The sequence below is a fragment of the Dietzia sp. IBK-p2-16D genome, assembly GCF_057773085.1.
The window spans coordinates 397,044-418,795 of record NZ_JBYMTL010000002.1 but is presented as its reverse complement, the minus strand read 5'-3'; the positions used below and the strand labels follow the sequence as shown (position 1 = coordinate 418,795).

The 21,752-nt window shown below is 71.9% G+C and carries 26 protein-coding genes and 1 pseudogene; 15 read left to right on the top strand and 12 right to left on the bottom strand.

Annotation, left to right across the window (positions count from 1 at the left end; all coding sequences use genetic code 11):
- Nucleotides 1-12: 12 nt before the first annotated feature.
- The gene (locus AC3DE3_RS06340; RefSeq protein ID WP_260485799.1) at nt 13-1,125 is read right to left on the bottom strand and encodes a patatin-like phospholipase family protein; all 1,113 of its coding nucleotides are present in this window, start codon (nt 1,123-1,125) and stop codon (nt 13-15) included.
- 190 nt (nt 1,126-1,315) lie between these two features.
- On the opposite strand from AC3DE3_RS06340, the gene AC3DE3_RS06335 reads away from it, so the two are divergent.
- Both AC3DE3_RS06335 and aroD read left to right on the top strand, forming a co-directional pair.
- Nucleotides 1,316-1,804 (top strand): DUF4262 domain-containing protein, encoded by a 489-nt coding sequence (locus tag AC3DE3_RS06335; RefSeq protein WP_488369385.1) that lies wholly within the window; start codon nt 1,316-1,318, stop codon nt 1,802-1,804.
- A 38-nt stretch (nt 1,805-1,842) separates the two neighbouring features.
- Nucleotides 1,843-2,643, top strand: a complete 801-nt coding sequence (gene aroD, locus AC3DE3_RS06330) for a type I 3-dehydroquinate dehydratase (RefSeq protein WP_488369384.1) — start codon at nt 1,843-1,845, stop codon at nt 2,641-2,643.
- Here aroD and AC3DE3_RS06325 read toward each other — a convergent pair.
- The gene (locus tag AC3DE3_RS06325; protein WP_488369382.1) at nt 2,634-3,074 is read right to left on the bottom strand and encodes an SRPBCC family protein; all 441 of its coding nucleotides are present in this window, start codon (nt 3,072-3,074) and stop codon (nt 2,634-2,636) included. The genes aroD and AC3DE3_RS06325 overlap by 10 nt on opposite strands.
- Before the next feature lie 49 nt (nt 3,075-3,123).
- Between AC3DE3_RS06325 and AC3DE3_RS06320 the strand changes: the two genes are divergently transcribed.
- From AC3DE3_RS06320 to AC3DE3_RS06310, 3 genes are all read left to right on the top strand, one after another.
- A complete protein-coding gene (locus tag AC3DE3_RS06320; RefSeq protein WP_260485803.1) occupies nt 3,124-3,693 on the top strand; it encodes a DUF1697 domain-containing protein in 570 nt (189 codons plus the stop codon).
- 277 nt (nt 3,694-3,970) lie between these two features.
- Nucleotides 3,971-4,468 (top strand): DUF2599 domain-containing protein, encoded by a 498-nt coding sequence (locus AC3DE3_RS06315; RefSeq protein WP_260485804.1) that lies wholly within the window; start codon nt 3,971-3,973, stop codon nt 4,466-4,468.
- Nucleotides 4,465-4,980: a GNAT family N-acetyltransferase gene (locus AC3DE3_RS06310; protein WP_488369381.1), complete on the top strand. Its 516-nt coding sequence runs from the start codon at nt 4,465-4,467 to the stop codon at nt 4,978-4,980. The genes AC3DE3_RS06315 and AC3DE3_RS06310 overlap by 4 nt, the downstream gene beginning before the upstream one ends.
- Here AC3DE3_RS06310 and AC3DE3_RS06305 read toward each other — a convergent pair.
- On the bottom strand, nt 4,904-6,364 hold the full coding sequence (locus tag AC3DE3_RS06305) for a hypothetical protein (protein ID WP_488369380.1): 1,461 nt from the start codon (nt 6,362-6,364) through the stop codon (nt 4,904-4,906). The two genes, AC3DE3_RS06310 and AC3DE3_RS06305, sit on opposite strands and share 77 nt — an antisense overlap.
- A 45-nt stretch (nt 6,365-6,409) precedes the next feature.
- Between AC3DE3_RS06305 and AC3DE3_RS06300 the strand changes: the two genes are divergently transcribed.
- The 3 genes and pseudogenes from AC3DE3_RS06300 (at nt 6,410) to AC3DE3_RS06290 (ending at nt 8,651) form a co-directional block, all read left to right on the top strand.
- Complete coding sequence (locus AC3DE3_RS06300) at nt 6,410-7,213, top strand: alpha/beta fold hydrolase (protein ID WP_260485807.1); 804 nt, start codon at nt 6,410-6,412, stop codon at nt 7,211-7,213.
- 37 nt (nt 7,214-7,250) lie between these two features.
- Nucleotides 7,251-8,069 (top strand): annotated as a pseudogene (gene nadE / locus AC3DE3_RS06295) (NAD(+) synthase); the annotation flags it as partial.
- Nucleotides 8,043-8,651, top strand: a complete 609-nt coding sequence (locus tag AC3DE3_RS06290) for a cysteine hydrolase family protein (protein WP_488369626.1) — start codon at nt 8,043-8,045, stop codon at nt 8,649-8,651. The pseudogene nadE and the gene AC3DE3_RS06290, both read left to right, overlap by 27 nt.
- Here the strand turns inward: AC3DE3_RS06290 and AC3DE3_RS06285 are convergent.
- From AC3DE3_RS06285 to AC3DE3_RS06275, 3 genes are all read right to left on the bottom strand, one after another.
- A complete protein-coding gene (locus AC3DE3_RS06285) occupies nt 8,648-9,655 on the bottom strand; it encodes a pirin family protein (RefSeq protein ID WP_488369379.1) in 1,008 nt (335 codons plus the stop codon). The two genes, AC3DE3_RS06290 and AC3DE3_RS06285, sit on opposite strands and share 4 nt — an antisense overlap.
- A 57-nt stretch (nt 9,656-9,712) precedes the next feature.
- Nucleotides 9,713-10,318 carry a DedA family protein gene (locus AC3DE3_RS06280; RefSeq protein ID WP_260485809.1) on the bottom strand — a complete coding sequence of 202 codons (606 nt, stop codon included), beginning with the start codon at nt 10,316-10,318 and terminating at the stop codon, nt 9,713-9,715.
- Between the two features lie 74 nt (nt 10,319-10,392).
- On the bottom strand, nt 10,393-11,025 hold the full coding sequence (locus AC3DE3_RS06275; RefSeq protein WP_260485810.1) for a YdcF family protein: 633 nt from the start codon (nt 11,023-11,025) through the stop codon (nt 10,393-10,395).
- Between the two features lie 112 nt (nt 11,026-11,137).
- Between AC3DE3_RS06275 and AC3DE3_RS06270 the strand changes: the two genes are divergently transcribed.
- The 3 genes from AC3DE3_RS06270 (at nt 11,138) to tpx (ending at nt 13,187) form a co-directional block, all read left to right on the top strand.
- Nucleotides 11,138-11,806: a DNA-3-methyladenine glycosylase family protein gene (locus AC3DE3_RS06270; protein WP_488369378.1), complete on the top strand. Its 669-nt coding sequence runs from the start codon at nt 11,138-11,140 to the stop codon at nt 11,804-11,806.
- Nucleotides 11,807-11,818: 12 nt separating this feature from the next.
- Nucleotides 11,819-12,622: an adenylate/guanylate cyclase domain-containing protein gene (locus tag AC3DE3_RS06265; protein ID WP_260485812.1), complete on the top strand. Its 804-nt coding sequence runs from the start codon at nt 11,819-11,821 to the stop codon at nt 12,620-12,622.
- A 67-nt stretch (nt 12,623-12,689) separates the two neighbouring features.
- A complete protein-coding gene (tpx, locus tag AC3DE3_RS06260; RefSeq protein WP_260485813.1) occupies nt 12,690-13,187 on the top strand; it encodes a thiol peroxidase in 498 nt (165 codons plus the stop codon).
- Between the two features lie 94 nt (nt 13,188-13,281).
- On the opposite strand, the gene AC3DE3_RS06255 is transcribed toward tpx, so the two are convergent.
- Together AC3DE3_RS06255 and AC3DE3_RS06250 are read right to left on the bottom strand one after the other, a co-directional pair.
- Nucleotides 13,282-13,845: an NADPH-dependent FMN reductase gene (locus AC3DE3_RS06255; protein ID WP_488369625.1), complete on the bottom strand. Its 564-nt coding sequence runs from the start codon at nt 13,843-13,845 to the stop codon at nt 13,282-13,284.
- Nucleotides 13,846-13,914: 69 nt separating this feature from the next.
- A complete protein-coding gene (locus tag AC3DE3_RS06250; RefSeq protein WP_488369377.1) occupies nt 13,915-14,727 on the bottom strand; it encodes a PaaI family thioesterase in 813 nt (270 codons plus the stop codon).
- Nucleotides 14,728-14,805: 78 nt separating this feature from the next.
- On the opposite strand from AC3DE3_RS06250, the gene AC3DE3_RS06245 reads away from it, so the two are divergent.
- Nucleotides 14,806-16,278, top strand: coding sequence for a sensor histidine kinase (locus AC3DE3_RS06245; protein ID WP_488369376.1), 1,473 nt, complete (start codon nt 14,806-14,808; stop codon nt 16,276-16,278).
- 55 nt (nt 16,279-16,333) lie between these two features.
- Here the strand turns inward: AC3DE3_RS06245 and AC3DE3_RS06240 are convergent, their stop codons facing one another.
- Both AC3DE3_RS06240 and AC3DE3_RS06235 read right to left on the bottom strand, forming a co-directional pair.
- Nucleotides 16,334-17,020: a response regulator transcription factor gene (locus AC3DE3_RS06240; protein ID WP_260485817.1), complete on the bottom strand. Its 687-nt coding sequence runs from the start codon at nt 17,018-17,020 to the stop codon at nt 16,334-16,336.
- Nucleotides 17,021-17,031: 11 nt separating this feature from the next.
- Complete coding sequence (locus AC3DE3_RS06235) at nt 17,032-17,871, bottom strand: serine acetyltransferase domain-containing protein (protein WP_260485818.1); 840 nt, start codon at nt 17,869-17,871, stop codon at nt 17,032-17,034.
- Between the two features lie 92 nt (nt 17,872-17,963).
- Between AC3DE3_RS06235 and AC3DE3_RS06230 the strand changes: the two genes are divergently transcribed.
- Complete coding sequence (locus AC3DE3_RS06230; protein WP_488369375.1) at nt 17,964-18,287, top strand: putative quinol monooxygenase; 324 nt, start codon at nt 17,964-17,966, stop codon at nt 18,285-18,287.
- 115 nt (nt 18,288-18,402) lie between these two features.
- Here the strand turns inward: AC3DE3_RS06230 and AC3DE3_RS06225 are convergent, their stop codons facing one another.
- The gene (locus AC3DE3_RS06225; protein ID WP_488369374.1) at nt 18,403-19,221 is read right to left on the bottom strand and encodes a DUF1906 domain-containing protein; all 819 of its coding nucleotides are present in this window, start codon (nt 19,219-19,221) and stop codon (nt 18,403-18,405) included.
- A 163-nt stretch (nt 19,222-19,384) separates the two neighbouring features.
- Between AC3DE3_RS06225 and AC3DE3_RS06220 the strand changes: the two genes are divergently transcribed.
- Nucleotides 19,385-20,299: an SDR family NAD(P)-dependent oxidoreductase gene (locus AC3DE3_RS06220; protein ID WP_488369373.1), complete on the top strand. Its 915-nt coding sequence runs from the start codon at nt 19,385-19,387 to the stop codon at nt 20,297-20,299.
- Between the two features lie 92 nt (nt 20,300-20,391).
- On the opposite strand, the gene dapA is transcribed toward AC3DE3_RS06220, so the two are convergent.
- Nucleotides 20,392-21,279 carry a 4-hydroxy-tetrahydrodipicolinate synthase gene (gene dapA / locus AC3DE3_RS06215; protein ID WP_488369372.1) on the bottom strand — a complete coding sequence of 296 codons (888 nt, stop codon included), beginning with the start codon at nt 21,277-21,279 and terminating at the stop codon, nt 20,392-20,394.
- A 152-nt stretch (nt 21,280-21,431) separates the two neighbouring features.
- Between dapA and AC3DE3_RS06210 the strand changes: the two genes are divergently transcribed.
- A complete protein-coding gene (locus tag AC3DE3_RS06210) occupies nt 21,432-21,749 on the top strand; it encodes a hypothetical protein (protein ID WP_488369371.1) in 318 nt (105 codons plus the stop codon).
- Nucleotides 21,750-21,752: the final 3 nt, after the last annotated feature.

Genomic DNA, 21,752 nt, shown 5'->3' with positions numbered 1-21,752 from the left:
TCTCCGCAGCGGTCAGACCCCCGCGCGGTCGAGGGCCTCCGCGGTGAGCCGGCGGCCGAGTTCGATGAGCTCGTCCGCGCGGTGGAAGTCGAACGTCGAGCACGCGTCCGAGGGCACCTCGACCAGGACGTCGGGGCGGTTTCCGGCCATGCGGTAGGCGGTGACGATGCTCTCCATCGCCTCGATGGTGTGGGTGACCACGTCGAAGATGCGCAGCGATCCGGGTAGGGCCTCCTCGCCGCCGTCCGCGGCGACCTCCTGTTCGCCCTCCTCGACGACCTCCTCCACCACGTCCGAGGGCTGGACCCGCACCCGCTCGTCGGAAGCGGCGTGGTCCGCGGCGTGGACGGCGTCCGGGGAGTCGTCGTCGGGGCCGTCCTGGTCCTGACCGAACCGCGCGGCGATCAGTCGCACCAGGTCGGCGTCCCGGACGTCGGCCGCGGCGGTCCGGATCCGGCCGGTCAGCCTGCCCCCCGGCTTCGCCCCGACCGGGGTGCCCCTGCGGGAGATCCTCGGCTCGGAGTCCGCGGACACCTCGTCCGGGTCCGAGCTCTCCTGGAACGTCGACCCGCGGATCCCGGACCGGCGCCCCGTCAACGAGACCGCGAGCAGCAGATCGCTGCTGATCGGCGCCAGCGGTTCCAGCGGGACGGGGTTGGTGACGCCGCCGTCGACGATCAACCGCCCGCCCACCAGCGCCGGGGTGATGACGCTGGGGATCGCGAACGACGCCCGCACCGCCACATCCGCGGGGCCGCGGGTGAACCACACCTCCCGGCGGGCCCGCAGATCGGTGGCGACCGCGGTGAACGGGATCTCGAGGTCCTCGATGCGGACATCATCCAGCATCGCGCCGATCACCGCCATGATCCTGTTCGCCCGGATCGCGCCGCCGCCGGCGAAGGAGACGTCGAGGAGCCGCAGGACGGCGGGCTGGGTCAGGCCCCGCACCCATTCCTCGAAATCGTCGAGCTTGCCCGCCGCGTAGAGAGCGCCCACGACGGCACCCATCGACGCCCCGGAGACCCCGACCACCTCGTGGCCGCGGGCCTGCAGCTCGCGGATCACGCCGATGTGCGTGTACCCACGCGCTCCGCCCGAACCCAGTGCCAACGTGACCCTCATCGGCGCCCCTCCCCGTCGAACCCGCCACGCGTCCCCCGCGCGGTCCGCACCCAGTGTGCACCCGGTCCGGCCGCCCACCGTGGGCCATGTCCGCCGTCCGTGTCGTAGGTGGGATCTACCGTCAGCACCGCATCGAGCACATGTTCGACGCCGGGCCGAGGGCCCGACACACGCACACAGAGGAGATCCCATGTCCCACACCGCCATCCCGCTCCGCGCCGGTTCCGCGTCCGCCTCCGCCCTCGCGGTCGACCGCGACATGCTCCGGGTCGCGGCGGACCTCGACCGATACGGGATGCACGTCGTCCACGTCGGCGAGGGCTGCGACTGCGGTGACTGCACCGCCACACCGCTCCCACCGGACCAGAGGTTCGGCTACACCATCGGTCTCACCGACCTGGGACACCCCGAACTGCTGGTCCGGGGCCTGACCGGCAGGGAGACCGCCGAACTGCTGGTCCGGTGGGGTGACACGGTCCTGGCCGGCCAGGTCTTCGACGCGGGCCACCTGCTGTGTGAGGGGTCCGGTGGGCCGACCTGGGAGCTGGTCCCCGTACGGCGCCCGTCCCGAACGCTGCGCTGGGCCGGTAGGTACTACGGCACCAGCGGAACCGGGGGACTGTCCGCACTGGAGTTGATCCCCGCCCGCAGGCCGTGTCCCTGCGAGGGGTGTAGCTGACGGGCCGGGCCCGACGGGGGTCGTCGTAGGGTCTAGCCATGCCCCGTCATCAGTTGCGCCTGGATGCGCGTTCGCCGTCGATCATCGTGCCGATCACCGCGAGCGACCTCGCACAACTGGACCGGCAGGCGGCCGCCCTGGCCGGCGATCCCGTGGTCGACCTGGTCGAGTGGCGGGTGGACCTGTACGAACCGTCACCTACCGGGGCCGCGACGACCCCCGCCGGGACGGCCTCCGCCGGAGCCGCGGCATGGAACGATCCGGCTCCGGCGGTGGCCGCGCTCGAGACGCTGGCCGACGCGCTGCCGGACACCCCGATCCTGGCGACGTTCAGGACCATGGCCGAGGGCGGCGGCGCGGAGATCGCCGACGATGCCTACGTCGCGTTGATCGACGCGCTCGCCGCGACCGGCCTGGCCGCGGCCGTGGACGTCGAATACCGACACCCGCGGGCTGCCGCGGCGATCGAGACCGCCCATGCCCGCGGAACCGCCGTGGTGGCGTCGAATCACGACTTCGGCGCGACCCCGGCGGCCGCGGAGATCGTCGCGCGACTCGAGGCCATGGAGGTCGCCGGGGCGGACGTGGCCAAGATCGCCGTCATGCCCCGCTCGGCCGCCGACGTGGTGACGCTCATCGCCGCCACCGAGACCCGCTACCGCGCCGCGGGGATCCCGCTGATCACCATGTCGATGGGCGCACTGGGAGCGGTCACCCGCATCGGTGGCGGCACCTTCGGCTCGGCGGCGACGTTCGCCACCGTGGGCGAGGCCTCGGCCCCGGGTCAGTTGCCGGCGATCGGGGTGCGGGCGGCGCTCGACCTCCTGGGTCAGCCGTAGCGCCGTAGGACCTCGTCGCGCAGACCCGAGGTCGCCACGTCGGCGATGTGCTTCTGGGCTTTCTTGACCACCATGCCGGGGAGTCTGATCTTGAGGTCCACCTCGAGGTCGAAGACCACCTCGGTGGTGCCGTCACCCTTGTCGGTCAGCACGTAGCGCGCGTTCTGCACGTTCTGGGTGCTGCTCTCGACGAGCGACCAGCTCACCTCGCCGTCGTACCACTCGTACCGCACGACCATCTCGTCGGCGACGCCGTACTGCGAGATCTTCTCCCACACGACGATCGGCCATCCCTCGTCGTCGGCCTCGCGGATCTCGACCGCGCGGTGGGCATCCGACCAGTCGACGAGGGACTCGACGTCGGCCAGGACTTCCATGATCTCCGGGATGCCGGCCTCGATCGTGGTCACGGACTGCACTGACACTGCCATGGTCCGAAAGTTACCCTCGCGGGCCCGCCCGTGGTGCGAGGATCGGAACATGAACGCCACAGCCGGTCACGCCGGGACGAGCGGAGATCGCAAGGTCGCGTTGCTGCGGGGAATCAACGTGGGCAGGTCGGCCAGGATCGCGATGGCGGACCTGCGTGCCTGCACCGAGGAAGCGGGATGCGGCGAGGTGAGGACCGTGCTGGCCACCGGGAACGTCGTGCTCACCGACCCGCGATCGGAGGACGAGCTGCGAACGGTGCTCGAGGCCGCCTACGCGGACAGATTCGGCTACCACGCGGTGGTGCAGGTCCTCCCCCGCGATGCCGTCCGGGATGCGGTGGCCCGGTACCCGTTCGAGTCCCTCGACGAGCATCACGACTACATCGTGTTCTCCGACGACCAGGCGGTGGCGGAGGCTGTCGCGGAGGCGATGGGAGCGGCGATCGAGCCGGAAGGCACCGAGGCGGTGACCGCGGGAGCGGGGTGCGTGTACTGGCGGGTCCCCAGGGGCGCGACCCTGAGCTCGGCTGCGGCCAGAGCTCCCGGGAACCGCGTGCACGAACGCCACCTGACCACCAGGAACCTCAGGACGCTGCACAAGATCCTCGCGGTGGGGTGACCCCACCGAGGTGCGATCCGGCCGGGGCGAGCGTCAGGGTCCCTGGACGGACGCGCCGATCGTGTCGACGAACGCGGCGAGGGGCCCGAAGACGGCGGGGAAGATCCCGTCCCACATGGCCTGGAGCTGGGAGAGGTCGAACGGGGGCATCGGTCACGCTCCTTCTGCAGGAGGGGCGGCGTACGGGCTCTCCGTCGGCGCCGGGTTCCCTCCGCAGCACAGGATCCACCGAACGCGCGCTCGGGCGCAACCCCTCGGTCGTGGCAGACTGCGGGCGATGCCCCACCGCCCGCCCCCCGGAACCCCTGCCGCCGCCCTGGTCGTGGTGGTGGCCGCGGCGCTGGCGGCTGGCGCGTGTTCGCCCCGGGCGGAGGAACCGGCGCCCCGGACGGCCCGGGACGCCACGACGGAGCGGCCCGCGCCCACCCGGTCGCGCGAGGTCCCTGGGGATACCCGCACGCCGCCCGCGCCGCCGTTCATCGAGGCGGCGACCTGGGCCGACTCCGACTACGGGGTGACCCTCGAGGTGGCCCCGTCCACCGCCGGCCGCGGGGCGTCCGGGATCGACGACTCGTACGCGGCCTGGCAGGAGGTGCTGCGACTCGTTCCCGAGGCCGACGCCCCGGGGATGTGGGAGCAGTTCGACTGCCACTGGACGTGGGCGCGGCTGCTCGAACCGGACAAGCCCACCTGGAACGTCGAACCGTGGCGGCCGGTGGTCTCTCCCGAGCGCATGCTGGCCGAGGGCTGCAACCCGGGAGGTCCGGAGGTATGAGCACGATCCGTCCGGCCACCGTCGCGGACGCCGCCGGATGTCGCGAGGTGTACGCGCCGTACGTCCGCGACACGACGGTGACGTTCGAGGCCGAGGTGCCTCCGGTCGAGGAGTTCGAGCAGCGGATCTCCCGGGCGCTGGAGCGCTTCGACTGGCTGGTCGCCGAGCTCGACGGGCGGATCGTCGGATACGCCTACGCCGGACCGGTCAAGGAACGCGCGGCGTACCGCTGGTCCTGCGAGGTGAGCGTCTACGTGGCCGCTGACGCGCAGGGACACGGACTGGGGCGGACGCTGTACCGGGAGCTGTTCGCCCGGTTGGACGCGGCCGGTTTCCGCCGACTTCTGGCGATCGTCGCCCTACCCAACGAGCCGAGCCTGGCGCTGCACTCGGCGATGGGTTTCCGTGAGGCGGGCCGGTTGGAGCGGATCGGGTTCAAGCACGGGCGGTGGCTCGACGTGGCGTGGCTGCAGGCCGACCTGGGGCCGGAGTCCGGGCCGCCGCCTCTCTGACCTGCCCGCGTGGCCCGACCTCATCGGCCACCGACGTCGCGCGTCGGATCAGCCCCGTGCACAACTCGTCGAGCCAGCCGCCGACGGAGTCGCGGGCGGCGTCGGTACCCGGATAGCGGCACCGCACGTGCAGCCCCGAGGCGCTGACGACGAACCACACCATCACCCCGTCGGTGCGGATCGCGGCCGACACGTGCTGCGGGTTCAGGCTCAGGTCCACGTCCACCGGCAGGCGGCGGTGGTCGAGCCACGAGATCGCGAACATCCCCGGGGTGTGGGGCATCCCGCCGTAGGGGGCGAGGATCGGCCCCAGCGCGTGCGAACCCAGGTCGACGGCCTCCCGCACCGCCGCCGCGCACACCGTCGGGTCGGGGTCATCGCATTCGATCACGGAGTTGGTGATGAACCATCCCACCGAGTCGTTCCAGCGGGAGGTGCGTACGTCGTGGCGGGAGTGCACCGGCAGCACCGCGCGCAGCCCCACCCCGGCGCGGCGCCGGAACACGTCAGTCATCTCGGCGATCGCGACCGAGATCATCCGCACCCCGTCGACGGCGGCCGCGTCCTCGAGCGCCGCGACCCCGGCCGGATCGAGCACGTCACGTACCTCCACCACCTCCTCACGCGGGGAGGAGATGTCGCCCAGATCGAGGGGGAACACCGGCATCTCCCCGCCGCCGCGCGCGAGGATCTCCGCCCAGCGTCGGTGCACGTCGTCCGGCGCGGGCGGGCGGGCACCGAGCTCGGCGGTGTGCTCGGAGAACGGCGCCGCCGGGGACAGGCAGGTGCCGGGTTCGAGGCCGCAGGCCAGGTCGTCGAGGCAGGAGCAGAAGTCGCGCATCAACACCAGCAGCGACCAGGCGTCGACGTGGCTGTGGTCGAGCCCGATCACGACCACCGGACGCTCCTGCTCGTCTCGCGGCTCCACCAGGCACAGCGCGTGCGCCGGCTGGGCGAACGGACAGCACGCCTCGTCGAACACCCGGCGCAGGACGGCCCTCGGATCCTCCCCCGGTTCCGCGGGCGGGGTCCGCCACCCGAGTGGCTGCACGGTCACCGGCCGCAGGCGCAGCTCGTCGTCGTCGCGGTCGGGTCTTCCCTCGTGGTCGTCTCGGTCGTGCCCGCCTCCGGTGAGCACCGTGCGCAGCGTCCCGTGGCGCGCGATCACCGCCAGCCACGCGCGCGCGATGTGGTCGCGGTCGGCCGGGAACGGCAGCGCGAACGCGACGGCCATCCACGAGCCCGCGCGGGGACCGAGCGAGGCATGACGCGCCTGGTCGAACGAGGGCGGCCGATCACTTCCCTGAGCTGGGGTGACATCGGTCGCAAACCGGTGCACGACGCCGTCGGGGAGCGACATCCGCGTTACGGTGGTGAGCCTCATGGCCCGCACGGTAGGGGCGGCGTGTTACGGGGAAAGGCGCGAAGTGTGACGACGACGAGACGGCCGGACTCCCGGCCCGGCGGCACCGGGCCCGCGCTCGCCCGCGACGTGCGGGGCGACGGGCTGCCGGTGGTGCAGTTGCACGGGCTCAGCTCGAGCCGGCGCCGCGACGAGGTGTTCGGGCTCGATCTCACGGCGGGCCGCGGCGGTCTACGTGTGGTGCGCTACGACGCCCGCGGTCACGGACGGTCGCCGGGCACCACCGATCCGGACGACTACACATGGCCGGCGCTGGCCCGCGACCTCCTGGGCCTCCTGGACGAGGAGTTCCCCGGTCAGCGCGTGCACGGGGTGGGGCAGTCGATGGGGTCGGCGACCCTGATCACCGCGGCGGTGGCCGAGCCTGGGCGGTTCGCCTCGCTCACCCTGGGCATCCCGCCGACGGTGTGGCGGTGGCGGCGCGAGCAGTCGCGGCTGTACGACCTCGCAGCGCGGCAGGTGGAACGCTGGGGCGGGGCCCGCTGGTCCGAGCTGACCCGGCAGCCGCCCACCTCGCCGGCCATCGACCCCGACCGGCCCGTCACCGCCCCCGACGTGGCGGACGAGTGGCTCCCCGCCGCGTTCCGGGGCGCGGCCGCCACCGACCTGCCGTCGCCGGAGGAGATCGGTCGGCTGGGGATGCCGGTGCTGTTGCTCGCGTGGCCGCAGGACGCCTCCCACCCGCTGGAGGTGGCCGAGGAACTGCTCGACCTGCTGCCCCACGCCCGGCTCGAGGTGGCACGCACGCCCGCAGAGGTGGCCGCGTGGCCGCGGCTGGTGGGCGACTTCGTGCACGACTGCAGCGGGTAGCGGTGGCATAGCGTCCCGGGCCTCGCACAATGGGGCCATGCGCGAACTACAGCGGACGATCATCGACACACTCGGGGTCAAGCCCGACATCGACCCCGCCACCGAGGTGGAACGTCGGGTCCGGTTCCTCGTCGACTACCTCGCCACGAGTGGCGCCAAGGGCTACGTGCTGGGCATCTCCGGCGGCGTCGACTCCTCGCTGGCCGGGCGGTTGGCCCAGCTCGCGGTCGAGCGGATCCGCGCGGACGGCGGTGACGCGGTGTTCGTGGGGATGCGTCTGCCCTACCGTGTGCAGCACGACGAGGCCGACGCCGCGGCCGCGGTGGAGTTCGTCGACGCCGACGAGACGGTGACCGTGAACGTCGCTCCGGGGGTCGACGCGCTCAACGCCGCTATCCGGGAGGGCACGGGCGCCGAGCTCACCGACTTCACCAAGGGCAATGCCAAGGCACGTCATCGCATGGTGGCCCAGTACGCGTTGGCCGGAGACCGCGGGCTCCTGGTGATCGGTGCCGACCACGCCGCGGAGAACGTCACCGGGTTCTTCACCAAGTTCGGGGACGGCGCCGCGGACGTGTTGCCACTGGCGGGGCTGAACAAGCGGCAGGGCCGGGCCCTGCTCCGTCAACTGGGGGCGCCGCAGCAACTGTGGGACAAGGTCCCCACCGCCGACCTCCTGGACGAGAAACAGGGTCAGACCGACGAGGACGAGCTCGGCCTGCGGTACGACGACATCGACGACTACCTCGAGGGCCGCGACGTCCCCGGGGAGGTCGCGGAGACGATCGAGTCGGTGTGGCACCGCAACCGGCACAAGCGCACCACCCCGGTGGAGGTGGCCGACACGTGGTGGCGGCCGGGTGAACAGACGGCCCTGGTGGTGATCGACATGCAGAACTCGTACTTCGAGTTCCCCGCCCTGGCCGAGGTGCGTGACGAGCTGGTCCCGCAGGTCAACGAGCTGATCCACGCCGCCCACGACGCCGGCCGCCCGGTGATCCTCGTGCGCACCGAGCACGCCCGTGACAGGTCCACGTGGACGATCAACATGTGCGAGGACGACCAGGGGTTCGCCTTCCCCGGCACCGAGCAGGCACGGTTCCTCGACGAGCTGGCCACCGGCGACCACGTGGAGGTGATCAAGACCCGCGACAGCGCCTTCTTCGAGACCGACCTCAAGGCCCGGCTCGACCAACTCGGTGTGGACCACCTGCTGCTGTGCGGGGTGTCGACGCACAGCTGCGTAGCGCAGACGGCGATCGACGGGTTCGCCGAGAACCTCCACGTGGCCGTCGCCCGCGGGGCCATCTCATCGGACAACTCGGCCCTCTCCGAGGCGCTGCTCGACTTCTGCGCCGACCAGATGCGCCAGCCGATCATCGATCAGGAGGCGAGCCTGGCGTTGCTGCGGACGGGCGAGTGGCCCGACGCCGATTAGCCCACCGGCCGCGTCAGGGTGCCGTCCGGGTAGCGGGCGAACCGGGTCTCGTCCCGTGCGTGGACGGGATCGTTCTGCGGCAGGTCCCAGGTGCCGAACACGCCGGCGCGATACTCCTGCATGGCGGTGACGATGTCCTCGCGGGTGTTGCCGACGAACGGCCCCTGCTGGACGACAGGGGCGCCGATCGGCCGGGCCTGCAGGACGAGGAACTCCGCGCCCTCGTCGCCGGCGGTCACGGCGACCGTCTCCGGGGCGAGGACAGCGGCGTCGTACCCCAGCTGCTGGTCGTCGACGGTCGCCGGGCCGCCGTAGTTGTAGAGCACCCGGTTCACGGAGGGGTCGGCGCCGGGCAGCTCCGTGGTCACGCCCGGGTCGACGGTGACGATCCAGATGGCCAGGTGGTTCTCCGGCCGTGCCGCCCAGGAGTGCGGCGGCGGGTCGAGGGCACGCACGCCGTCGACCTCCCCGGCGATCACGCGGAACCGCGCGGCGGCGCCGTCGGCGCCGCGGACGACGACCGGGGTCTGCTCGGACCAGAACATGTCGAAGTGCGGCTCGGCGGACTTGTCCTCGGGGGCGAGGTTGAGCCAGATCTGGAACAGCTCCATCGTGTTGGGCCCCTCGGTGTCCAGCAGCGGGAACATCTCCGAATGCGAGATGCCGGAGCCCGCGGTGAGCCACTGGGTGTCGCCGTGGCCGAAGCGTGCGGCGGCTCCGAGGGAATCAGCGTGGTCGACCACCCCGTCGAGCACCACGGTCACCGTCTCGAAGCCGCGGTGCGGATGCTGGGGGAACCCGGGGACGGTCTCCCCGTGGTACATCGACCAGCCGTCCTTGCCGGAGAAGTCCTGCCCCAGTGAGCGGCCCGCGAGCGAGGCGGCGGGGCGCATGGTCTCGCCGTCGGCCGGCGGGAACTCGTCGCGGTGGTGGACGGCGAACAGGAACGGGTCGAGGCCCGGCCACTGGCCTCCGAGCGGGACGACCTGACGGATGGCGGACATGGGTTCCTCCTGCGGGACGCGGGTGCGATGACGAGAGACGTTTTGCTGTCACATCATTTAACCGCGCGTGGCGTCCCGGTGTTCCCGCCGCTCCTTCCGCTCCAGGTGGGCGCGCCGACCCAGGAACACCGCCACCAGCACCACGATGACCGCCACGACGGCGTTGGAGAACCATCCGGCCACGGACTCGATCCGGTGCCACTGGCCGCCCAGGAGGTAACCGCCCACCACGAACAGCGAGTTCCAGAGCAGACTGCCGGCGGTGGTGAGCAGCAGGAACAGCGCCGGGTTCATCCGCTCCACGCCCGCCGGGATCGAGATGAGGCTCCGCACCACGGGCACCATCCGACCGAAGAAGACCGCGCTGTTGCCGTGGCGGGAGAACCAGCCCTCGGCCTTGTCGAAGTCCTCGACCTGGATCAGCGGGACCCGGCGGAACAGCGTGCGAACCCGCTCGGCGCCGAGCCAAAACCCCAGGCCGTAGGCCAGGAGCGCGCCCAGCACGGACCCGAGGGTGGTCCAGAAGATCGCGCCGGCCAGGGTGAACGTGCCCTGCGCCGCACTGAACCCCGCCAGCGGCAGGATGACCTCGCTCGGGATGGGCGGGAAGACGTTCTCGAGGCCCACGATGATGGCCGCGCCGGGACCACCGAGGGCGTCCATGACCCCCACGGCCCAGCCGGCGATCCCGCCGAGGTCCCCCTCGGCGGCCAGTACAACGGGAGCAGCGACCTCGATCAGCCCCGCGCCACGACGCCGGTGACCGGGATCCGGCCGTCCACGGCCTGGCGGAAGTTGAGCACCGCGCGCTTGACGTGGTCACCGGTGGTCACCACGACGGCGCCGGTGGTGCCGCGCTCGCGGAAGATCCGGTCGGTGAACTGGGCGTTCTGCACCGTGGAGGCGGAGTCCCCCTCCTCGGTGATCCGGTGCGCGGCGATCCCTGCGCCACGCAGCCAGTCGCCCATCGCGCGCGCCTCGGTGCGTCCGTTCTGCGGCACGCCGCCGGTGACGATGATGCGGGCGGTCGGGTACGCCTGCGCCAACCGGTAGCCCGTCCGCAGTCGCTCCTCGAGCACCGGGCGGATGCCGCCGTCGGGGAACAACCCCGCGCCGAGGATGACGATGTCGGTGGTGAACGGGTTGACGGTGAGCACCGCGGGATCGTCCACGGTGGGGATCTCGAAGTCGCCACACAGGGCCAGCATGGACGGATCGATGTTCTGGCAGCCGAGCATCGTCAGCCCGCCGTAGAGCGCGACTCCGGACGGCATCTCGGCCGAGCCGGCGGAGGCGGTGCCCGCTCCGGCACCCAGCGCGAGAGCGGCGGCGGCCGCCACGGCGGCGAGACGCCTCTGAGTTCTACGCACGATAACGGTCCTCTCCCAAGCAGTGTCGTGACCAGATGGTTATCGCATTGTGCGTGAAGGTCGTTACCCGAGGCACGGAGCGGTCACGAACGACCCGCGTACCCTTCACGTCATGCCGGAAGGATACGACAAGGTCACGGCCGTGCGGTACCTCCATGGTGCCGACCCACACCTGCGCGCGCACATCGACGTCGTGGGCCCGTGCACGCTCACCCCGGCTCCGGACACCGGGCCGCACACGCTGTTCGACCGGCTGGCCTCGTCGATCCTGTCCCAGCAGCTCTCGGTCAAGGCCGCCGCGACGATCGCGGGGCGGCTGCGCGGGCGGGCGTCGAGCCGGGCGCAACTCGACCCCGCGCTCGTGGCCGCGTTGTCGGACGAGGAACTGCGGGCGTGCGGGATCTCGCGCCCGAAGGTCGCGGCCCTGCGCGACCTGTCCAACGCGGTGCGCTCGAGTCGGATCCCGACGCTGACGGAACTGAGGGACTACGACGACGACGAGGTCGTCTCCTCCCTGACGACGGTCCGCGGGATCGGCCGGTGGACCGTGGAGATGCTGTTGATCTTCCTGTTGGACAGACCCGACGTGTTCCCCGTGGCGGATGTCGGGGTGCGGCGGGGGTTCGAGCGTGTGCTGGGCCTGGACGGCAAGGCCTCCCCCGCACTGATGCTCGACCACTCGGCCGGCTGGGCCCCGTACCGGTCGGTGGCGTCCTGGTACCTGTGGCGGGCGGTGGACCAGACGGGCGAGGCGGCCCCTGCGCCCGCCCCCGCGTCCTAGGCTCTGCAGGCCATGGCGAACCTCAACTGGGAGCGGGTGCGGGCGACGGCGGCCCGCGCCGCGGCGGGCGCGCGCGACGTCAACCGCCATCCCACATCGGTCGAGATGCTGCGGCGCGCCCGGCGGGCCCTGCCCGGTGACGCCGGTTTCGGTGACCCGCTCTCGGCCGCCGGCCGCGACAGCGCGGGAACCATCGCCCGCGTGGCCGGGCGACTGTTCGACGAGCAGCCGACCGCCTCCCGGGAGGTGACCCTCGGCGGATTGCAGGTGTGGCACGCGGTCCTCGAGCGCACGGGCCGGGCAGGCGGCGGGAGCGAGGTGACGATCGTGTTCACCGACATCGTCGGGTTCTCCGATTGGGCGATGCGCGCCGGAGACGAGGAGTCGCTGGCCCTCCTCCGCCGGGTCGCCGCGGCCACCGAGCCCGAGGTGCTCGCGCACCGGGGGACGGTCGTCAAGCGTCTCGGCGACGGACTCATGGCCGCCTTCCCGTCTCCGCAGTTGGCGCTGGACGCGGCGGTCGCCTGCCTGGACGGGGTCGCCGGCGTGGAGGTCGCGGGATGGCACCCGCGGCTGCGGGTCGGTGTCCACACCGGGCGCCCCCGCCGGATCGGGGACGACTACCTCGGCATGGACGTCAACATCGCCGCGCGGCTCGCGGAGAAGGCCGGCCCGGGCGAGATCCTCGTCAGCGAGACCACGCGCGCGGGACTCGACCCCGGCCGCGTGACGACCCGCCCCAAGCGGACGTTCCGGTGGGGTGGGGTCAAGGGCGTCCCCGACGGGCTCATGGTCCACGTGGCGACCCCGCGCTGACCACATCCGGCCCGCCCTCGCCGCGGCCGCGACGCCGCCGACCACCGGCGTCCGGTAGAACGGACACATGGCAACCACCAATTTCAAGGGCAATCCCGTCACCACGTCCGGCGAGCTCCCCGCCGTCGGGTCGACCGCTCCGGCGTTCGACCTCGTGGGCACCGACCTGGCTCCCGTGACCTCCGAGTCGCTGGCCGGCAAGAAGCTCATCCTCAACATCTTCCCCAGCGTCGACACGGGCGTGTGCGCCCAGTCGGTGCGCACCTTCCACGAGAAGGCCTCCGGCCTGGAGAACACCGAGGTCGTCAACATCTCGGCCGATCTGCCGTTCGCGCACAAGCGCTTCTGCGCCGCCGAGGACATCGAGAACGCCACCGCCGGTTCGACCTTCCGCAGTGACTTCGCCGCAGACTACGGCGTCAAGATGACCGACGGCCCGATGGCGGGGCTCCTGGCCCGCTCGGTCGTCGTGGTCGACTCCGAGGGCAAGGTCGTCTACACCCAGCTCGTCGACGAGATCACCACCGAGCCGGATTACGACGCCGCGCTCGCCGCCGCGAACTGAGCGCACCCGAGACGGCGACGAGGCCCGCCCCCGACGAACGGGGGCGGGCCTCGTCATTTCTGCTACTCAGGGCGCCGACGCCGGGCGTCAGGCGTCAGGCGTTCGCGAACGCCAGCGAGAAGCGGCGGGTGGCCTGCTCCAGTTGATCGAACAGGGTCGTCAGCTCGTCGGCGCGCCGTTCCGCAGGCTGCACGCCCTCGGGGCCGAACTCGGTGAACAGGCTCAGCGAGATCTGCTGACGCACGCCGTACATGTGGAAGTTGGCCACTATCTGCCGCCAGTGCTCCACGGCGCGCACACCACCCTCGGCCCCATAGGAGACGAACGCGACCGGCTTGTTCGCCCACTCGCTGCCGAGGGAGTCGAAGGCGTTCTTCAGGCCGCCCGGAACGCTGTGGTTGTACTCGGGGGTGACAAAGACGAACGCGTCGTAGGAGTCGATCGTCGAGCTCCACCGCTGCACACGCTCGTCGTCGTACTGCTTGTTCGCCGCGCCCGGCACCGTGGCCGAGGTCAGCAACGGGACGTCGAACGACTTGAGGTCGACCAGCTCGTAGGTGGCGTCCTGCCGCGCCTGCGACTCCCGCGCGACCCACTCGGCCACGGACTGTCCCGAACGTTCCTCGCGGATGCTGCCCAGAATGATGCCGATCTTCACGGTCTGCTCCCTCTCGTCGTGCGGACTACTGTCGATCACACCCACCCTACTAGATGACGTGACACCAATCTAACGGCGGCCGTAGACCGTGACCGTCGCCACGGCGCAGACCCGTCCGCGCTCGTCCCTGGTGGTCACCTGCGCGATGCCCCAGCTCCGCCCGTCGTGCAGGACCTCGGCCCGGAGCAGCACCGGCTGCACGAGGGGGATCTGACGCACGTACCGCACGTCGAGCGAGGACGAGCTGACCTCCCGCTCGTGCGGGAACACCACCGAGCCGGCGACCTCCGCAGCGGCCGCGAACACGCCGCCGTGCAGGTTGCCGAGCGGGTTGGCCAACGTGGGCTCCGGAGCGATCACGCCCTCCACCACGCGGCTGCCGCCCGGGCCGTCCTGCCGCTCATCCAGGGTCAGGCACAGGACCTCGGCCAGCGTCCCCGGCACCAGCCTGGACGGCCACGGCGGCTCCTCGTCGTACCCGTCCGGGTCCACGGCTCCCGCGATCTCCATGGATTTGACCAGTCCAGAGGCGATCACCTCGCCGTCGTCGTCGGCGACCTCGCCGCGCGTCGTGAGGCAGTGACCGTCGTCGCCCAGGTGGTCCGTGCGGATGCCCAGTCCCGTCGATCCCGCGCGCGGGCGCGCCAACAGGTCCATGCGCAGCTCGGTGGTGACCGTCCACATCCCCTCGGGGCGGCGGCGGTGGTTCTCCGAGCCCAGGCCGGAGTCGACCAGGACGGCGAGCCCGCCGGCGGCGAAGCGACCCGACGGGTCGACGAACTGGTCGGCGACCGGCTGGTGCCAGCTCACCGACCCGTCCGCGTTCGGGCTGAAGGTCAGGCCCAGGCGGGGCTCCGGGCCGTCGTGCTGAGATTCTCTCACCCGCCGACGCTAACACGTGTTCTCGTTCACATCCGTCGCCGTTCACCGCCGGAGCCGGTGCCCCCGCACAATGGAGAGGTGCCCCTGACCCGCGAGGTCCTCACGACCCCCCGCCGCTGGCCCATCCGTGTCGCGACGACCGTGATCGCCACCGCCATCGTCATCCTCGTGCTGGCCGCGGCGGCCGGCGGCGCGTGGCTGCTCCTGCGCTCGGCCGTGCACGGCGCGATCGACTCCGCAGACCGGGCCCGGGCGGTCGACGTCGCGGGAGGGCTGGCCGCCCAGGGCCCGCAGGCCTCGCTCGGGCTGGTCTCCGAGCCGCTGTCCGGGGTGGACATGGTGCGCGTCGTCGCGCCCGGAGGTCGGATCCTCGCCGGTCAGGTCACCCGCGGTCTCGAGGACGTCCCCGCACTGCCCGCGCCGGTACCCGGTCAGATCATCAGGCGCGACCTCGACGCCCCGAACGGCGCCGATCTGCGGATGACGTCCGTCGGCGTGGAGGCCCGCGGGGTGACGCTGGCCGTGGACGTGGCCACCGATACGGGCCGCTACGACACCGTGCTCGTCACCGGCGCGGTGCTGTTCCTGTCGTTCGTCCCCGTCGCGGGCCTGGCCACGGCGGTGTTCGTCCACTACGCCATGGGCCGGGTGCTGCGGCCCGTCGAGTCGATCCGCTCCCGCGTCGCGGAGATCTCCGCCTCCGGCCGCGGCGAGCGGGTCCCCGTACCCGAGGCCGAGGACGAGATCTCCCGGCTGGCCCGCACCATGAACGCCATGTTGGCCCGCCTGGACGCCGCCCGCACCGCGCAGGTCGCCTTCGTCGGCGACGCCTCACACGAGCTGCGCAGCCCGCTGTCCACGCTGTCGACGATGCTCGAGCTGTCCTCCACCTCCGGCACCCCGGTGGACGTGGAGACCGTCGACGAGTTGCTCCTGCCCGAGGTGCAGCGGATGCGCACGATGGTCGAGGACCTGCTCCTGCTGGCCAAGAACGACGAGCGCGGCCGGCCGCTGCGCCGCGACGACGTGGACCTCGACGACATCGTGCTCTCCGAGGCCGCCCGGCTCCGGGGTCTCGTGGGCGGGGTCGGCGGGGCGGGAGGCGCGGGTGCCCGCGGACTCGAGGTCGCGGCCTCCGTCGAACCCGCGCGCGTGGTCGGCGATCCCGAGGCCCTCCAACGCGTGGTGCGCAATCTCGTCGACAACGCCCGCCGCCACGCACGCCACCGGATCGCGCTGCGACTCACCGTCGACCGGACCGACCCCGGGGCGCCGCGCGCGGTGATCCGTGTCGACGACGACGGCGAGGGCGTTCCCCCTGATCAACGGGATTCGGTGTTCGACCGCTTCGCCCGCCTGGACGCGGACCGCGCGCGGGGCACGGGCGGATCGGGCCTGGGTCTGGCGATCGTCGCCGAGATCACCCGCTCCCACGGCGGCTCGGTCCGGGTGGAGGATGCACCCGGCGGCGGCGCCGGGTTCGTGGTGGAGCTGCCGGTGGAGATCATGGACGACGCCGCAGACGACTTCCCCGACGGCGGGGCGGGGTGAGGCGGGGAGGGGTGAGGCGTGGGCGCGGTGAGGCGTGGGCGGGGTGGCGCCCGGATCAGGGACGGGCCGCGACGCTGTCCACCAGCCGGTAGCCCTGCCCGCGGACGGTCTCGATGGCGCGGGCCCCGAACGGGGTGTCGATCTTGCGCCGCAGGTAGCCGACGTACACCTCGACGATGTTGTCGTCCCCGTCGTACGCGGCGTCCCACACTGCGCGCATGATCTGGGCCTTGGAGACCACCTGATTGCGGTGCCGGACGAGGTACTCGAGCACCGAGTACTCGCGGGCGGTCACGCTGATCCGCGTGTCCCCGCGGCGGACCTCGCGCGCCGCCGGGTCCACCACCAGGTCCCCGGCCTCGAACGATGCCGGGCGCTCCGGTGCCCCCCGCCGCACGAGGGCCCGGAGCCGTGCCTCGAGGACGACGAACGAGAACGGTTTGACGAGGTAGTCGTCGGCACCCAGGTCGAAGGCGTCGGCCTCGTCGTACTCGCCGTCCTTGGCGGTGAGCATGAGCACCGGGGTCCAGACCTCACGGCGACGCATCTCGCGGACGACCTCGTACCCGCTGAGGCGCGGCATCATGATGTCCAGCACGACCACGTCGAAGTCGTCGGCGCAGGCCATCTCGAGGCCCTTCTCGCCGTCCGCGGCGGTCTCCACGGACCACCCTCCCGCGACGAGCCCCCGGCGCAGGCTCTCCCGCAGCGCCGGCTCGTCGTCGACCACCAGGATCCGCACGGGGTGTCGCCCTACCGCTCGGGGTCGATCTCCTGGTCCATCCGCTCAGCGGGGACCAGCGAGTCCGCGTGACGGCGGACCACCTTCGCGGGGACCCCGGCCACGGTGGTGTGGGGCGGGACCTCGTGCAGGACCACCGATCCCGCGGCCACCTTGGAGCAGTCGCCCACGCGGACGTTGCCCAGCACGATCGACCCGGCCGACAGCAGGACACCCGAGCCGATCTTGGGGTGACGGTCGCCGTCCTCGTTACCGGTTCCCCCGAGCGTGACGCCCTGCAGGATGGACACCCCGTCGCCGATCACGCACGTCTCCCCGACCACGATCCCGGTGGCGTGGTCCACGAGGATGCCCGAACCGACCCGGGCGGCCGGGTGGACGTCCATGGCGAACACCTCCGAGATGCGGCTCTGCAGGAACGACGCCGCCATGACGCGCCCGGAGTTCCACATCTCGTGGGCCACCCGGTGCACCTGCAGACCGAGGAAGCCCTTGGCGAAGAGGTAGGGCACCAGGTAGTTGGGGTACGCCGGGTTGCGCTCGTAGCTCACCACCAGGTCGGCCGCGACGGCCTCCAGGACGTGGGGATGCTCGACGAGCACCGCCCGGATCTCCTTCTCCAACACGTGCCGACCGATCTCGGGGGTCGCGACCCGGGAGGCGGCGAGGCGGGCGAGGGATTCACCGAGGTCGTCGCAGCCGTCGATGAGGTCCAGGACCAGTCCTGCGATCAGCGGTTCGTTCCTGCTCGAGGTCGCGTCCTGCGACAGGCGGTCCCAGACCGCGCGAACGGAGGAGTCGGCCTCCGCCCGCGGGATGCACGGGTTCTCGATGCTCAGCTCGATGGTCACCTGATACAGCGTAGGCCCGTCCCGTCGATCGGGGCGAGTCACACCGGTCCCGGCGGGTCGACGGCCCGCCCCGGGCGCGGCAGGATGGGGCCATGATCCTCATCAACGTGCGTTTCGACGTCAAGCCCGAGTTCGCCGAGTCCTGGCTCGAGTTCACCCGCGAGTTCACCGAGGCCACTCGCGCGGAGCAGGGCAACCTCTTCTTCGACTGGTACCGGTCCCCGGAGTCCCCGAACACCTTCCTGCTGTGCGAGGCCTTCCGGGAGGGCGACGCCCCCGCCGAGCACGTGAACTCCGAGCACTTCGCCGCGTTCACCGGATCGGCCGCCCGGTACCTCGAGCGGACCCCGCGGATCATCAACACCACCGCCGACGGCGAGGAGTGGGGGACGATGGGCGAGATCACGGTCGGGTAGGCGCGGGCCGGACCCGCACGACCCACCTCACCACGCAGCCGCGCGCTCCAGAGTCATCCGCACGGGATATATCGCATGCTGATGACTCTGGAGCGCGCGGCTGTGGTGGGTCGGGTCAGATGGAGCTGCCGAGCGCCGACTGCGCGAGGGCGATCGGATCGATCGGCCACCACTGGCCGTAGTCGAGCGCGTAGACGCGGTTGAGGTCGGACACGACACCACCGACGGTCACCTGCTGGCGGACCGGCAGCTGGTGGATGGTGGCGAACGGGTTCAGTCGCCCGCCGGAGCCCCAGTCGTGCTGCCAGAAGTACTGCCCGAGACCGCGCTGGCGGCACCAGTCGATGGTGGGGGCGTTGGCGTACACGCCGAGCTTCATCCCCGCACGCTGCAGGTGGGAGCGCCAGCGCTCGAGGTAGGGCGCGATCTGGTTGTCGAACTGCCACCGCGTGGGGTTGTCGTCGATCGCCACGTACATCGGCACACCCGAGGGACCGCCGGCGGAGCGGTGGATACCGATGCCGATCGGGGCGTGGCGGTCGCCACCCGCGGCCCCTTCCTTCCAGTCGGCGGTCTCGGCACGCCCGAACTGGTAGCAGGAGACCATGTTGAGGCCGTGGGCGCGGAAGTCGTCGACCTCGCGGCGTAGCAGCGGCTTGCCGGTCATCCACCCGGCGTCGGGACGACGGTTGGAGCAGTAGCGCACGGCGCCCATGTGGCCGGCCGCGCGGATCGACGCCGCCGACGGCGGGCCGGAGGCGTAGTCGAGCAGGGTGCCGATCGGGACCCCGGCGCCGGCGCCCGGAAGTGCACCGATCTCGGCGGGGAGGGAGGACTGTGCACCCACGGAGGGCGTGATGCCCGCGGCGAGGGCGCCCGCCCCGGCAGCACCGAGGCCGGCGCGGCGGAGGAAGGTTCGGCGGTCGAACGTCATGGAGCTACTCCGGGGTCTCGAGGAAGGGGCACGCGGGGGCACGTGTGACACGTGGGACTCGCGCACCCCGACGAGTGTGTCACAAGAAGATCGCGGATGATATCCCGGCGTTACCACACGGGTGGACCACCGTAGAGCAGGCGCGGCTGGTTCACTGATGTTCATGACTCGATCGCACAGATGGTCCGCCGCCGACATCCCCGACCAGACGGGCCGGACCTTCGTGGTCACCGGCGCCAACGGTGGTATCGGCCTGGCGACCACGGCGGCGCTCACAGCCAGGGGCGGCCGGGTCATCATGGCCTGCAGGAACGAGGAGAAGGCGGAGGAGTCGCGCGCGACGCTCCCCACCGGAGCGCGGGAGCTCGCGCAGGTGCGCCTGCTCGACATGGCGGACCTGGACTCGGTCGACGGGTTCGTGGCGGCCACGACGGAGGCGGGCACACCGATCGACGTGCTCATCAACAACGCCGGCCTCATGAACATCCCCCACGCCCGCACCGCGCAGGGGCACGAGATGCAGTTCGGCGTGAACGTGCTGGCCCACCACGCGCTCACCCGGGGGCTGGAGCCGATGGTGACGGACCGGGTCGTCTGGCTGGGTTCGCTCGCCCACCTGCGCGGACGACTCGATACCGACGACCTCGGCATGGACCTGCGCGGATACCGTCCCATGGCGGCGTACGCGAACTCCAAACTGGCCTGCATCATGCTGGCCTACGAGTGGCAGCGTCACTTCGAGCGGACCGGCAGTGGGCTCTCCTCCGTCGCCGCGCACCCCGGTTACACCGCGACCGACCTCATCCGCCAGAGCGGCAACCCGCTGGCGGACCGCTTCTTCGAGCTCGGCAACTCCATCACGTGGGCGGGCCTGGCACCGGAGATGGGCGCGCTGTCCGTCCTGTACGCCGCGACGATGCCGGATGTCACGGGCGGCGCGTTCGTGGGTCCCGATCGCCTGGGGGGCCTGCGCGGGCACCCGAAGCTCACCAGGTCGAGTCGCCGTTCGTACGACCGGGCCACGGCCGCCGCGCTGTGGCGACGGTGCACGGAGATGGCCGCGTTCCAGCGGGCGTAGCGGCGCCGACGTCAGCCCCGACGACGATCCCCGACGACGACGAGGTCATCCCCTCCCGGGTGGGACCGTGGTCGGTCGGTGGCCGGGATGGGTCAGCCGAGCCCGGCCGCCGCCAGGCCGTCGCGCAACCTGGTCAGGTGCTCGGGCGGGCCCTGTAGGAGGGGCATGCGCAGGCGGTCCGAGCCGATGAGACCGGCCGTCTTCAGCGCGGCCTTGACCTGGATGGCGCCCTGCGAGGTGTGCATGATCGCGTCCACGGCCGGGATGAGGCGGGTGTGGATCTCGCGGGCCCGGGGCAGGTCGCCGGCGTCGACGGCGTCGATCATCGCGCGGTAGTCATCCCCGGCGACATGGCCCACCACGGAGACGACGCCGGTCGCGCCGAGAGCCAGGAACGCCAGGTTGAGCACGTCGTCGCCGGAGTACCAGAGCAGGTCCGTCTCGGCCATGAGCCGGCTCGCCTCGAACAGGTCGCCCTTGGCGTCCTTCACCGCACGCACCTGGGGGATCTGCGCCAGCTGGCGGATCGTGTCCGTGGCCAGGGCCGTGCCGGTGCGGCCCGGGATGTCGTAGGCCATGATCGGACGGTCGGTGGCCTCGCCGATCATCCGGAAGTGCTCGACGATCCCGTGCTGGGTGGGCTTGTTGTAGTACGGGGTCACCACGAGCAGCGAATCCGCGCCGCGCGCGACCATCTCGCGGGCCGCGCGGATCGAGTGGGCCGTGTCGTTGGTACCGCACCCCGCCATGACCTTCACCCGGTCGCCGACCGCCTCGACGACGGCGGCCACGCTGTCGTAGTCCTCGTCATCCGTGGTCGTCGCCGACTCGCCGGTCGTGCCGTTGACCAGCAGACCGTCGTGACCGTGGTCGGCGAGGTGGACCGCGAGCCGCTGCAGGCCGTCGAAATCGATCGAGCCGTCGTCATGCATGGGGGTCACCATCGCGGTGATGACCCGACCGAAGGGATTGTCCGACATGCGCACCACACTAAGCCACGACGATGCCGTGGCGAGAGCCCGCTGGCCGCGCGGGCGCAGGATCCCGACGGGCGCGCGCTCACGCGACTAGGGTCGTCATCACCTCGGCGACGGGTGACCGGCGCCGACCCACGAGACCACCGGAGGCGACCGTGACCGACTCGACCCGACCCGAGGACAGCGCACGCATCCCCGAGGAATCGCCCGAGGAACTCGGCAACACCGTCGACGGGTCCGGTGCCGGCGACGGGAGCACCACCCGCGGCGCGGACGAGGCGGACTCCGCCGCCGGACCCGGCCGGGACGCCGGCAGCGCCGGTGGCCACGGCGAGGCGGCGGGCTCCGGCGCGACCTCCGGGACGGCCGGGGACGGCGCCGCCCGGCGCGACGAGCAGAAGAAGGTGTACCAGACCCCTGAGCAGCCGGATCACGCCGTCGGCGGCTCGGACGGCACCGCCGACGGTCAATAACCG